The sequence below is a fragment of the Ornithinibacillus liuyingii genome (genome assembly GCF_055550225.1).
Genome location: NZ_JBPWOS010000007.1, coordinates 189,677 through 202,487, shown reverse-complemented (window position 1 = coordinate 202,487; position 12,811 = coordinate 189,677). Strand labels below are relative to the sequence as shown.

Annotated in this window: 13 protein-coding genes and 1 other RNA gene; 3 read left to right on the top strand and 11 right to left on the bottom strand. The window is 35.9% G+C overall.

Features of this window, described 5'->3' with window-relative positions:
• Positions 1-115: 115 nt before the first annotated feature.
• The 5 genes from rnpB to ACSKT4_RS11535 form a co-directional block, all read right to left on the bottom strand.
• Positions 116-490, bottom strand: an RNA gene (gene rnpB, locus ACSKT4_RS11555) — RNase P RNA component class B.
• A 64-nt stretch (positions 491-554) separates the two neighbouring features.
• Entirely contained in the window at positions 555-863 is a 309-nt protein-coding gene (gene gpsB / locus ACSKT4_RS11550; RefSeq protein WP_186869751.1) for a cell division regulator GpsB, read from the bottom strand.
• Positions 864-1,073: 210 nt separating this feature from the next.
• Positions 1,074-1,472: a cytidine deaminase gene (locus ACSKT4_RS11545; RefSeq protein WP_186869752.1), complete on the bottom strand. Its 399-nt coding sequence runs from the start codon at positions 1,470-1,472 to the stop codon at positions 1,074-1,076.
• A gap of 71 nt (positions 1,473-1,543) precedes the next feature.
• Positions 1,544-1,894 (bottom strand): DUF1798 family protein, encoded by a 351-nt coding sequence (locus ACSKT4_RS11540; RefSeq protein ID WP_186869753.1) that lies wholly within the window; start codon positions 1,892-1,894, stop codon positions 1,544-1,546.
• Between the two features lie 97 nt (positions 1,895-1,991).
• Entirely contained in the window at positions 1,992-2,201 is a 210-nt protein-coding gene (locus tag ACSKT4_RS11535) for a hypothetical protein (RefSeq protein ID WP_186869754.1), read from the bottom strand.
• A 159-nt stretch (positions 2,202-2,360) separates the two neighbouring features.
• Here ACSKT4_RS11535 and ACSKT4_RS11530 point away from each other — a divergent pair, with 159 nt between their 5' ends.
• Positions 2,361-2,462 carry a spore protein gene (locus tag ACSKT4_RS11530; protein ID WP_222619021.1) on the top strand — a complete coding sequence of 34 codons (102 nt, stop codon included), beginning with the start codon at positions 2,361-2,363 and terminating at the stop codon, positions 2,460-2,462.
• A 274-nt stretch (positions 2,463-2,736) separates the two neighbouring features.
• Here ACSKT4_RS11530 and ACSKT4_RS11525 read toward each other — a convergent pair whose 3' ends face one another.
• The 4 genes from ACSKT4_RS11525 to ACSKT4_RS11510 form a co-directional block, all read right to left on the bottom strand.
• Positions 2,737-3,420, bottom strand: coding sequence for an ABC transporter ATP-binding protein (locus ACSKT4_RS11525; RefSeq protein ID WP_186869755.1), 684 nt, complete (start codon positions 3,418-3,420; stop codon positions 2,737-2,739).
• Positions 3,410-5,923, bottom strand: coding sequence for an ABC transporter permease (locus tag ACSKT4_RS11520; protein ID WP_465823422.1), 2,514 nt, complete (start codon positions 5,921-5,923; stop codon positions 3,410-3,412). The genes ACSKT4_RS11525 and ACSKT4_RS11520 overlap by 11 nt, the downstream gene beginning before the upstream one ends.
• Positions 5,920-6,267, bottom strand: coding sequence for a hypothetical protein (locus ACSKT4_RS11515; protein WP_465823421.1), 348 nt, complete (start codon positions 6,265-6,267; stop codon positions 5,920-5,922). The genes ACSKT4_RS11520 and ACSKT4_RS11515 overlap by 4 nt, the downstream gene beginning before the upstream one ends.
• A gap of 725 nt (positions 6,268-6,992) precedes the next feature.
• On the bottom strand, positions 6,993-7,940 hold the full coding sequence (locus tag ACSKT4_RS11510) for a DUF2515 family protein (RefSeq protein WP_186869758.1): 948 nt from the start codon (positions 7,938-7,940) through the stop codon (positions 6,993-6,995).
• A 105-nt stretch (positions 7,941-8,045) separates the two neighbouring features.
• Between ACSKT4_RS11510 and recU the strand changes: the two genes are divergently transcribed.
• Both recU and ACSKT4_RS11500 read left to right on the top strand, forming a co-directional pair.
• Complete coding sequence (gene recU, locus ACSKT4_RS11505) at positions 8,046-8,630, top strand: Holliday junction resolvase RecU (RefSeq protein WP_186869759.1); 585 nt, start codon at positions 8,046-8,048, stop codon at positions 8,628-8,630.
• Between the two features lie 17 nt (positions 8,631-8,647).
• Entirely contained in the window at positions 8,648-11,353 is a 2,706-nt protein-coding gene (locus ACSKT4_RS11500) for a transglycosylase domain-containing protein (protein WP_465823419.1), read from the top strand.
• Positions 11,354-11,398: 45 nt separating this feature from the next.
• Here ACSKT4_RS11500 and nth read toward each other — a convergent pair whose 3' ends face one another.
• Entirely contained in the window at positions 11,399-12,055 is a 657-nt protein-coding gene (nth, locus tag ACSKT4_RS11495; protein WP_186869761.1) for an endonuclease III, read from the bottom strand.
• Complete coding sequence (locus ACSKT4_RS11490; protein WP_186869762.1) at positions 12,055-12,741, bottom strand: DnaD domain-containing protein; 687 nt, start codon at positions 12,739-12,741, stop codon at positions 12,055-12,057. The genes nth and ACSKT4_RS11490 overlap by 1 nt, the downstream gene beginning before the upstream one ends.
• Between the last annotated feature and the right edge of the window lie 70 nt (positions 12,742-12,811).

The following is a 12,811-nucleotide window of genomic DNA, read 5'->3' as shown; positions in this document are numbered from 1 at the left end:
CATTGTTGGAGTGAACGTAACGTTAGTTTACCACACATTTACTATATAAATAAAATAACCTCTCCGCAGTATGCAGAAAGGTTATTGGAATAATCATATGTAAGACCATTGAATACTCGATAAGCCATGTTCTGTACCATTGTACTCCAAACGGTGGTCAGCCTCGTACTCCGGTTGTAATCATCTATCTACAGGAATTACCTGTCCCTCGTTCGGTTCATTTCCCTAATAAAGGATGCCCCTACCATAATTTGGGTTGCTCACTCGTGGGGTTTACCTCGTTCCACCTAAAGTGTTTCCACTTTAGCTCCGTCACTGTGGCACTTTCAAGGCTATCATTCCATATCTTGCGACTTAGGAACTTCACCTGCCGTTAGTCTTTAAAGACTACCTTGACTTATGAATTCGTCAAGCACGAACACTACAAACATCGCAGTTTGTGTGAGCATGGACTTTCCTCTGCACAAACGTGCAGCGATTACATGAGTATTCAATTTATCGCTAAAATTTATCTTACCATATTCCGAAACTTATTTCACTGGTAATTATTGGATTTATGAATCAGCGTTTGCGTACTTACTACCAAATACAGCTTTTTCTAAATTAGAAAGACGTTTTAATACATCATAATTAACTTGTTGAGGGACTGGATTAGTCGATCTTGTTCTTACTTGTCCTTCACTATTTTTTTTCAATCGTTGGATTTCTTGTTTTAGGCGATCTATTTCCTGACCAAATGCCTCATAATCTTGAATAACAACGTCTAGAAATTCATCTACTTCTTCTTGGTTATATCCGCGCATTGCTGTTTTGAAATCTTTTTCAAGAATATCTTTTCCACTTAATTGAACACGATTTTGCATGGCTTCTTCACCCCATCTAATGTAATCATCTAAATTTATTAGTATCAACTATTAACTGTAAAACAAGTTATTTTACTATATGTATATCGTTCGTATTTTATTATAGCAAAAAAGTAAGAAGCAGGACAATCCGCTTCTTACTTTAATTTACCACAAGTTCCGCTATTTTTCAGTACAAAATACCGGTATTTATTGTCATGTTACTATGTATTATTTTTCCATATCTGTTTTTTGGAAGGAGAATGGAAGTAATTCATCCACCTTAACTGTCATCGTATTGTCATGTAGATTAGTTAGGTGTACCTTCATCTCTCCAGCAAAAAATTCACTCATCACTTGGCGACATGAACCGCATGGCGGTACCGGTCTTTCCGTATCGGCAACAACAGCCATCTCAACAAATTCAGTTTCTCCTTCAGAAATTGCCTTGAATATTGCAACTCTTTCAGCACATAAAGAAACTGGGTATGCTGCGTTTTCAATATTACATCCAGTATATATTTTTCCTGACTTCGTTAAAAGCGCAGCACCAACAGAAAAATTCGAATATGGGACATATGCCCTTTCTCTAATTTCAATTGCTTTTTCTATCAGTTCATTTTTAGACATTACCTTTCCCCCTCTCGGTGTGTGGAAGCTAATTATATTAAAAGTTGTCAGAATTGTAAAGATAAAGGCAGTTAGTCCAAAGCTCGTATCAATTGATCCAATACGTATAGGACAGACTGGTGTAATTCCATATATCGCCTACGTCGAACATCCACATAGTAACTATGCATTAATAATAGTTCCATATTTTCTCGTGTGGATACAATTTGATTTGGGTGTACACTTATCTTACTCGCTTTGATCACTTCTAATGCAAGTGCTTCCCATTTCTCTAAAAGCACGTATACAGGCAAAGTCTTCTCCCGTACCATTTCAAAATAAACTTTATCCTTCCTGTCTTCTGGAGGATCTGTTTGTTCAAATATATCTTTCAGTTTCACTAATTCTTGTTTAAGTTGATTTGTATACTCAATTAATCGCATGGTTACGCCTCTATTCATCCGTTCTTACCTATACCATATCATGTTTAGCAAATTTAGGCATTAAACCAAGCTTATCATATTAAATCGATACAATAATTCATTGTTTTAGTAACGAATGGATTGTCAGTTTAACCTGTTCATATTCATATAGTTGTTCTTCATAATGTTGCTCTATTGAGTTATTTACGCTTATAGTTAAACGTTGCTCTACCTTTCGCGTAATATCCCCAAGTTGTAACAATGCTGTCTCAAAATCTTTTCGGCAAGCGCCACTAACTTCTGTAACTTTCACTAGTGCTAGTCCCATTATTATCACCTCACGAATTTAGTCTCTTACCTTTACTATTCGTTAAGATTAAGCTGACTCCTTCCTGTTCGACAAAACTAGAAGTAATCGTACAAAACTAGTGAGGATACTCATTTTTTTTCATTAATTAGACAAACTATTAGTAAAGGAGGTTATCTGATGAAAGACAACCATAAAAACAAACAAAAAGAAAATGAGAATGGGAAATCATTAAAAACTGGTGATAAGAAATTAAACGGCCCTAATCGCCCATCAACATAACATTAGAAGATTTAGTTATCTTTTTTGAACGAGGCTGGGACAAAAGTCTTTATAATTGAACAAAAATCGAACCTATCTTAGCTAGAGAAAAGATGCCGATTCGGAAATATAATTCATTTCCGCGGCAGCTGCCTTAGCCCTCTCAGAGCAAAAGCTCATCAGTCTCATCTAGGCCTTTCTTCCCGCAGGAGTCTCCATATATTTCCTGCGCTAAGATAGTGTATTGATTTGCTTTTTTAGTCTAACTTATTGTATTGTTCCAGCCTCATTCGCATTATCGTACTATGCTGATTGTTCTATCAATTAATTGACCATTCCTTATTTCAAAATGCGCATCACCATATTTGGTAAGCTCCAAATCATGGGTTACGAGTATAATGGTAACGACATTTTGGTGAATTTCTTGTAGGATTTCTATAATTTGATCACGTTTTTCTATATCTAGGTTCCCCGTAGGCTCGTCACATAAAATTAACTGAGGATTATTAATAAGTGCTCTAGCGATAGCTGTTCGTTGCTGTTCCCCACCAGATAATTGAGAAGGCATATGATTTTTCCTATGAAGCATTCCTACCATGTCTAGCAGTTTTTCAGCTTTTTCTTCCGCGACTTTTCTAGGTTCGTAAGGCAAAAGCGGAATCATTACATTGGTTTGGACATCAAATTGCTCAAACAATTGAAAGTCCTGAAAGATATATCCAACAGAATTTCTACGAAAACTTCTTCGTTCCTCTTCATTTGCCTTTATTGCATCCAGATGTCCAAGTACAACTTGTCCATTATCAGCTTGCTCGATTGCTGATAATAGACGTAATAAGGTAGTTTTACCAGAACCAGAAGGGCCAGTTATGTTTAACCATGTACCTGATTCAATGGAAAAATCAATGTTATTCAATACTTGAATTAATTCTGTACCTTTTTGATAGGACTTACTGACATTTTGAAGTTTAATTTGCAATCTTTTCTCCTCCTTCAATTACTTGGTGTAACGAATACATCGAACAACCTAGCGCCACAGCAAAGACAAGAAGGAATCCTGCTATTCCTAGCAAAACCGTATCAAATGATACATCCGTCATAGACCATGTGATGAATAGACTGACTACCCAACCGAATGCGGTAGTTAAACCTGCCCATAAGAAAACTTCTTTCACAAAATAGGTTCTTGTGGCACTTTTCCCCCACCCTAAAAATAAAAACAATTGAATTTCTTTTTTTCTTTTTTTCCACATGCGCCTTAGAGATTGATACACTGTTATTACAGTAAGAATATACAGCAGTACAACAATTACAATAAATAAACCTTCAATCTCCCCGTGGATATAGGAGCCAAGTCTTGTTTGAGTAGTACTCTCCACATTTTGTATTAAGAAGAACGGAAGGAAACACGTTAAAATCGTTGACAGAAATAGTTGTATACAGGAGGCTACTAATCTATATTGGTAAAAATGTATATTTTGGATTGCTATATTCCTTCCTTGTCTTTTAATCAGTCTTGGTTTCCTCTTAATAGAGTGTTCCGCTATTACAAGCAAAACAACAAAGATACAACTCACGCCAATAGAAAATATAAAAGGCAACCAGTTATCAGCCCTGATGCCAAATAGGCTAAACCCTATTAAGACAATAAAGATAGGTGTACCTAACATCCATATCCATTCTTTATAACGAATTCGACCAATAACTTTTTCAGACCAACCAAGCTTGGCAAGTAATTGTTCATCTTTTTGCCTATCAGAAAGTAGGTTAAAGAAAGTAAATCCAACAAAGGTTATGGCAACAATCCCATATAGTACTGTTAACATTATTTGGAGTGTATTCCAGCTAGATATGACTGTATCTGCTGCCCCAAGTGTTGTAAATGGTTGTACTACCTTGCCAATTCCTTCTACATCTACCGTAATATCTTGTAAAGACGCTCCAGCTACAATGTCAACGGTAAAGCCTTTATTTTCCCACTCATTTGCAACGTCTCTAATAATTGCGGCAGCTGATTTGTCATAACCTTCTAGCTCTGCAATCTTTACCCGAATAGCGTCAATTGGTGCATTCCCCTTAATTTTTTCTGCCCAATCGATAGATATTAATCCATGGGCAGGGGTAGTAATGAAGCTACCAGGAACAGCTGAGGGGTGAAGTTTAATATCTCGATTAGAAGCTAAATAGGGCATTTCTCGACCGTAAATTCCGAGTGGAGAAGAAGCTAAATCCTCCGTGTTTTCTTGTATCGAAAAAAATCCAACATTATAAAACTCGAATGCTTCATCTCTATTTAACGGTTCTCTAGAAATTTCATCAAGTTCAAAAAACTCAATCTCCTGAATTTCTCGATATGTAGGAACATGATATACATCATCTATACCTGTCTGTTTAACTTCAAGGTTCTTTTTATCTATCAATTCATACTGAATCGGTTCTAGTTGATAACCAATATTTTGGCTTAAACTTTGATGAGCACCCCCTAACATGTTCTCTCCTGTTCCATCATCAGGTGCTAGCTTCATATTTTCATCAACATAAAGTAGGAGGTTCTCAAAGGGTGAAGGACCGTCTTCAGGTTTAAATGTATAGACTAATTCATTGTGAAGTCTTTTTTTACTTATAAATTCATCTACTACTCTATGATAAATATCAGGTTGTTCTATCATTCCTTGAATTGGATTTTCATTTATGAAACGACTGTTCCATTCCATTATTTCACTTTCTGTTGGTTCTTCTAAGTCATCGATTGTTAATTTAATTGTACTGGGGACTGGAACATCCTTTAAACTCAAAATTGGGATTGCCAAGTCTTGATCATCAACATAATGTCCAAATATATTCTCAACTGGCTTATTCAATAAACCTAAATCATGATGTGTTAATTTCTCTTCTTCTACTGCATCGACGGCTACCACTTGATGATAGGAAGTAGGAAAATAAAAGGTCGCGATTTCTTCTATGAAGAAATTATCACCTACTTCGAATGAGGAAGGGTATTGTACTCTAGGGGAATCAAAGTTACCTTGGAAATCATACATGAATGTATCTTCTTTTGATTTATATGAATTTACCCCATCACTAGTATAATAGTCTACCTCATAATATTGAAGATTTTCTCGTTCTATCATCCACGTACGTTTTCTAGCTGTGAAAAGTCCTATGGAAGCTACAGGGGCGGCAACCTCAACTTGTGGATGGTTTTTAATTTCCTCCCATTCTTCGATTGTGATACCCCCATCACCAACACCAAGATAATTCTCTTCAATAATATTCAATTGCTTTTCAACTTCTGTTTGCTTTCCGCCTGGGCGTATTAGAATATCATAGGATCCTCTTGAAAAATTTGTTATATCCCTTTTTACCTGCTCATTAGCTTCAGAAAGTATAGATAACGTGTAAGAAACAGTGACTATAATAATTATAAGCACTGTTATGATAATAAAAATGAAACGCTTGTTGATAAGGTTTACTTTTTTCATTTATAAGCTATCCTTGCAGTTCCATAAAACCATGGGCTTGGTCCATAATCAACATTTGAAGCTTGAGCAGAGGTTGTATATACACGATATGAGTTTGTTCTCCATATATTAGTAAACTTTTTACTGTAGCTGCCATAACCCTCTTTTTTGGTTCCATTACCAAAATCAATTTTAAAATAGCTAGATCCGGAATAATTAGTATTTACAGTTAGTGTATATTCTTTATAAGCAATACCGTCAAAGTTTGCGGGACTTAAATTTACAGTAGTTTGGACTTGTATTAAATCAGGATCTAAATTAGGATCAATCATTTCTGCAGCAGATATTTCAACGTCATTAAACATAAAAACTTAACCAAGTGCCAATAAAGATACTAACAACATTTTTTTCATTAGAAAAACCTCCTGTTTTTGGAATTATAACTATTCACATTTAGAAGATCTTTGTTGCGTACTCTAATTATACTTTAAGTTTATAGCTATAAAATTCTTAAAGTAATTTAATAAACTATTTCCCCCTTTATGGATAATATTATACTTAGTAAAATAAGAGTTTTCAATAAATTCCCAAATAAATCAATTTTTACTAAAAGCAGATGATTCATGAGGATTATTTTATTAAATACAAGCAAAATACATGAAAATTATCCTTAAATAAGCAAATGATTATTGTTAAGTAAATGTGTTAAACTTTTTTATAATATTTTGTAAAGACTATTTAGTTAATACTAGAATAGATCTTTAATTGTTACACACCATAGTATAAATAGTTGAAAGAAAAGTGAGTAATATGGAGACTATAAAATACAGTATGTAAGATTATAACACGCTGAACAACTAATACATAAAAAAACAAGGGTACATATAAACGAAGCTACGACACTATAAAATTTGTAGGTTGTCCAACCTAATAATACTTTACTAGCGCCGAAAAAGAGCGAGGTCTATGTTATTCGGTATTTATAAGATAAACTATTGTCTCAGCACCTTCTTTTCACAAAGTTATGCATGAAAAACGCATAATTGAAATGCTATCCTACCATAACTATCTAAATATCCAGAAAAATTTGTCATGTTGTTCTTTCTTGCATCAAGGATTTTAAATGATAGTAACCATAAAAAACCTTTCGTTTTAAATAAAATGAGCCTCCTATTTCCTTAGGTTCAACTGCTACTGGTTCAAACCACTTCTTTTTAGTGCCCCCTAAATAAAACCAATCCCGACGAATACTATCTTGGTGATCGATTATAGGATAGACAAGTCTTAACATTGGACTCTTTGGAAGTGAAATGTCGTAGAGACTTTCATAATCTCTTCTTGAGCCAGTATGTTCGACCGTTACTATAAAATCCATCAAGCCAGAATAAACTTCAGGATGGAATATTTGTGAGGCTAGCTTTTTACCGAGTGTGATTCGATTGGTTACATTAGTAAACCCGTGAACATAACATCCATACAGACTTCCTCCTCTAGTAGGAAGTAAGACAGCATTAAGCATTAAATTATTTTGTAGCCAATATGGAAGACGGAAGAATACGCTTCTTTTAAAATACGGCTGCGTAATAACGGGACGTTGTATAACGTTTTGCTCATTTATTATAAGTGCCAGCATCAATCGTTCTTTATTGTTTGTTTTTCTAAATATTTCCCATTCATGAATCATAAAATCAGACACATGAAGTTCCTTTAAGATATCTACTAATGAATGCCCATGCTTAAATAACTCATAAGCTAATAATTGTGGGTAAGCATCGGAAAAAATCAGCCAATTTGCCCGTTCATAGGTCATGAATAAGTTTTGCAATTCCTTATTTCCAAGCATGTTTTTATACGGTGGTAAATATAAATCAGTCATATTCCATCCAGCATTTCTCGATACAATACTAGCAACTAATGCCCATTTTACTTCTGGATGTTTCAAGTAAAACTCTTGGTATGCTTTTGTACGTGATATGTTGTCTAGATTATGCTTATTCGTTCTATTTATTATATAATAGAGGTACTCCCGTTTTTTCATATATATGCCCTGCCCTATATGTGATATTTTGATCTATTTTTAACTTTAAAGTTACAATGCAGGAGTTTTTCTGATATGATACTGTTTATGCTAGGGGGGAAAGCCGTGAATTATCCAAATGGAAAACGGTCACTATCCAATATAAAAAGTAAAACGACGAATCAAACATTCTCAAATAGAGGTATGACACTGGAAGAGGATATTAACCAAACGAATCAATATTATTTGGACATGGATCTTGCTATCATTCACAAGAAACCCACACCCATTCAAATCGTAAAAGTTAACTATCCTAAGCGTAGTGCAGCTGTCATTACTGAAGCGTATTTCAAGCAAGCATCAACAACTGATTATAACGGATTATACCGAAATCATTACGTAGACTTTGAGGCAAAAGAAACGAAAAATAAACATTCATTTCCGCTAGCCAATGTGCATGAACATCAGATTCATCATATGGAATCAATTATTAAACACGGCGGCATATGTTTTATGATTATCCGATTTGCACATCACGATGAAACATATCTGTTAGAAGCAAAAGAATTATTAGCCTTTTGGTATGAAAAGGAAGCCGATGGTAGAAAATCAATACCATACACGCAAATTAAGCAAAGAGGACACTTCATTCCTTTTAAATACCAAACTAGAGTTGATTACCTTTCGATTATTGATCAACTTTATTTTTAGATTGGAGGTAGTGAGAAATGGCAGAAAATAGCCAAACTCGCACTGCGCGAAGAAAACAAAAAAAATCAAAAAAGAAACCATTATGGAAAAAGATATTATTAGCATTACTTATTATTTTTCTTGCAATCGGCATAGGTGTAGCTGGTTTATTTACTTATTATATTGCCACAGCACCAGAAATTGATGCATCAAAATTATCAGATCCACTTTCTTCAAAGGTCTATGATATGAATGGTGAAATCATCGCCGATCTTGGAGAATATAAACGGACAAAAATCTCGTATGACGACTTACCTGATATACTAATCGATGCCGTGACCGCGACTGAGGATGCTAGATTTTTTGATCATTCTGGGATCGACTTAAGAAGGATTGGTGGTGCTATTATAGCAAACATCCGCCACGGATTTGGTTCTGAAGGTGCAAGTACCATTACACAGCAAGTAGTAGAAAAATCTTTCTTAACACCAGATAAAGAAATCAAACTTAAAGTACAAGAACAATGGCTCGCCTTACAGCTAGAAAAAGATTATTCGAAAGAACAGATTTTAGAGATGTATTTAAATAAAATCTATTATGGATCTGGTGCTTATGGTGTGGCTAAAGCTGCCGAAACTTATTTTGGAAAAACCGATTTACATGAGCTAACCGTAGCAGAAGCAGCTATTTTAGCAGGGCTACCGCAAAGACCGTCTGCTTATGATCCATTTAAAAATCCGGATCTAACGAAAGAAAGAATGGAAACTGTACTAAAACTAATGGTTCGTCATGACAAAATAACACAAGAAGAAGCTGACGAAGCAATGAAAGTGGATATCCCTTCCCTACTAGTTGAAAAGAAAGAAGTATCGAATCCATACGATGCCTTCCTTCAGCAAGTAGAAAAAGAAGTACACGAAAAATTAGATGGTGCCGATATTTATTCTGATGGTCTACAAATTCACACCACCTTAGATAAGAACGCTCAAGACTATGTAGATCTATTATTATCAGATTCAGAAAATAATCCAGTTGCCTTCCCTAACGAGGACTTACATGCTGGACTAGTGTTACTTGATACAAAAACGGGAGCAATTCGTGCAATTGGTGGGGACCGCAATTATCAGAATGGCTGGAACTATGCAATTCAAGGTGGTAGCCAAGCTGGTTCTACCTTTAAGCCTATCGTAGCTTATGGCCCAGCCATTGAATACAATAAAATGTCTACTTATCATCAAATTAATGATGATAAGCCATACGAAATTGCAGGAACGGACCAAGCAATCCGAAATTGGAACAGAGCATATCAAGGCTGGATGACCGCTCGATATGCTTTACAAGAATCACTCAATGTTCCAGCAGTAAAAGTATTAGAAGAAGTTGGCTATGATAACTCGCAAAAATTTGCTAATAACCTGGGGATTGAATTTGCAAATGGTCGCCCACAATTAACGGATGCAATTGGTGGCGCCGATACCAATGTTAACCCACTACAATTAGCAGGAGCTTACCAAGCATTTGGTAATGAAGGTATACGATACGAGCCTTTTGCCGTTTCGAAAGTAGTGTACCCAGATGATCGAACAATTAACCTAGCGCCAGAACCAGAAGTTGCCATGTCTGATTATACAGCTTATATGATCTCTGACATGCTAAAAACTGCCTTAGCACAAGGTTCTTCTGGTGGACCGGCTCGAATTTCAGGTTTACCTATTGCAGCTAAAACAGGTACTACCAACTTAAAAGATGTGGAAGGTACAAAGGACTCATGGATTGCAGGTTACACTACGAACTATACAACTGCAATATGGGTCGGATATGACGAGTCTAACCGCACAATGAATGATGAAAAATGGGTAGCACATAATCTATTTAAACAGCTTATGACAAAAGTACACGAGAATGTTGAGACAGCTGATTTTGTAAAACCTGATTCGGTCGTAGAAGTAAAAGTAGAAAAAGGATCAAATCCTGCTGCCCTACCTAGTGAATATACACCTAGCTCTGAAATTGTTACGGAGTTATTTGTGAAGGGTACAGAGCCTAAAAAGACATCCGAGCGATTTGATATGCTTGATCCAGTTAAAGGATTAAAAGCGGAATACAAAGAAGATAATAATTCTATTTTAGTCACTTGGAATTATGATTCTGATGAAGAAGTTAACTTTGAAGTCTCAGCTAGTGTAAACGGTGGAGACATGCAAGTCCTCTCCTCTACGGAAGAGAAACAATTAGAAATCAGCCAAGTAACACCTGGTGCTGAATATACGATTCAAGTTGTAGTAAAAAGTAAAGATAATGACCAAATTCGCAGTGAACCACAATCTGTTAAGATTCAGCTAGATAATGAGGAAGAAGAGGAAGAGAATACTCCTATCAATGCTGTAAGTGGTCTTACTGCTGTATATGATCCAGCAACATCCATTATCGATGTAAATTGGGGCTATGATGGACCACCCGCTGCTTTCGAAGTTGTAGTGGAAGGCGCACAAGGTGGTACCCAGATGGTAGAATCTAAAGGAATTGAAATTAGTGGAAACTTTACTCCTGGTCAAGTTTACACCATACATGTAACAGCGATTGGCCAAAGAGGAGCTAATGAAGGATCCCGAGGGGAAACCCGTAGTACTTCTGTTGAAATTCCTGGAAATGATGATACTAATCCAGATCCAGAAGATGAAGCAGATGAAGCATCTAACCCTAATTCTGACAATCAGGGCGATGAAGACAATGGAGAAGAATAGTTGATTTAACTAAAAAAGCTGTCACAGTTTATCGTGACAGCTTTTTTAAATTGATTCTCGCTTTTTCATTCTCTTTTGGCCTTCTCTACATACTTCTAATAAGGGACATTCTGGACAATTCGGATTTTTCGCCTTGCAATGGTAACGTCCAAAAAAGATTAACCGATGATGGGTAACACTCCATTCATCCTTCGGTACCTTTTTCATTAACGTTTCCTCTACTTCAATGACGGAATCCTTCCAGCGGCAGATACCTAATCGTTTGGAAACCCGCTCTACATGTGTGTCTACAGCAATAGCCGGTTCACCAAAGGCAACAGATGCAACGACATTAGCCGTTTTTCGACCAACCCCTGCTAATTTTACTAGCTCATCTTTTGACCTTGGTACTTCCCCACTATATTCCTCAAGTAATACAGTGCAAAGCTTCTGAATGTTTTTTGCCTTATTACGATACAATCCGATAGACCGGATGTCATGCTGTAGTTCTTCAAGTGGTACGGCTAAATAATCCTCAGGTGTTTTATACTTTTGAAACAGATCCTTTGTAACTTTGTTTACTAGTGCATCTGTACATTGCGCTGATAATAAGACTGCTATTACAAGCTCAAATGGATTACTATGGGTTAACTCACATTCTGCATCTGGAAACATCTTACCTATTTCGTCTAAACAGAATCGAATTTGTTTCTTGTTTAACATTAGTCCTCTCCCTCTAGCCAATTATAATAAAATGATGTATCTCTTTTTGAATTATTTACATTACTTTGTTTGGTGGTCTGATTATCATGGAATCGCTTGGAGGCCTGACGAGCTTGTTCAACGGTATGAATCCCTTTCTTTTGCCATTCTCTAAGAATTCGGTCCATATATTTAAAGTTTAACTTAGCCATCAACACAGACTCTCGAAGTGCAGCCTTAATCAATGCTGGTGAGATCTTGTCCTCATCCAACCAAACATTAATCGTCTCTATTTCAAATGGTGAAAGTGGCCTACCAAATTCCTGTTCAAACAAAATAAATAATGTGCCATCATCATTGTCTTTCTTCTCTTCCTTTACAGGCTGGTATAATTTTTCCCATAATGGCTCAAGTGAATAGGATTCGCTTAACTGATTTTGACTGTTCTCTGAACGCTCAATCTTCAAGAGATTCCGTTGAATTAGCTTGCGGAGAATCTTCGAGCATTCATTATCGTCCACAGTCAAATAATCCGATATTTCATGTATAGTAGGAAAATCGTTGCCCTGTAAAATAAATCGATGGATGTGTAATATAACGGTTAAATCGGTCTCATTAAGCCCTAACGTTTTATAAGAGAGCAATAATTCACTCGGTATGCTTATTTGATTATTCATAATATCTTGAATCAACATGTTTTTTTTCATATAGTGCACCTCATATTAAGTATAGCATGAATTGGATGTACATATAAATGTGGCTGTCCCTAATTGGAAC

Coding starts and splice junctions, on each gene's coding strand:
- gpsB (WP_186869751.1), bottom strand. CDS start 863: ATGCAAAATCGTGTTCAATTAAGTGGAAAAGATATTCTTGAAAAAGAT.
- ACSKT4_RS11545 (WP_186869752.1), bottom strand. CDS start 1,472: ATGTCTAAAAATGAACTGATAGAAAAAGCAATTGAAATTAGAGAAAGG.
- ACSKT4_RS11540 (WP_186869753.1), bottom strand. CDS start 1,894: ATGCGATTAATTGAGTATACAAATCAACTTAAACAAGAATTAGTGAAA.
- ACSKT4_RS11535 (WP_186869754.1), bottom strand. CDS start 2,201: ATGGGACTAGCACTAGTGAAAGTTACAGAAGTTAGTGGCGCTTGCCGA.
- ACSKT4_RS11530 (WP_222619021.1), top strand. CDS start 2,361: ATGAAAGACAACCATAAAAACAAACAAAAAGAAAATGAGAATGGGAAA.
- ACSKT4_RS11520 (WP_465823422.1), bottom strand. CDS start 5,923: ATGAAAAAAGTAAACCTTATCAACAAGCGTTTCATTTTTATTATCATA.
- ACSKT4_RS11515 (WP_465823421.1), bottom strand. CDS start 6,267: ATGTTTAATGACGTTGAAATATCTGCTGCAGAAATGATTGATCCTAAT.
- ACSKT4_RS11510 (WP_186869758.1), bottom strand. CDS start 7,940: ATGAAAAAACGGGAGTACCTCTATTATATAATAAATAGAACGAATAAG.
- ACSKT4_RS11500 (WP_465823419.1), top strand. CDS start 8,648: ATGGCAGAAAATAGCCAAACTCGCACTGCGCGAAGAAAACAAAAAAAA.
- nth (WP_186869761.1), bottom strand. CDS start 12,055: ATGTTAAACAAGAAACAAATTCGATTCTGTTTAGACGAAATAGGTAAG.
- ACSKT4_RS11490 (WP_186869762.1), bottom strand. CDS start 12,741: ATGAAAAAAAACATGTTGATTCAAGATATTATGAATAATCAAATAAGC.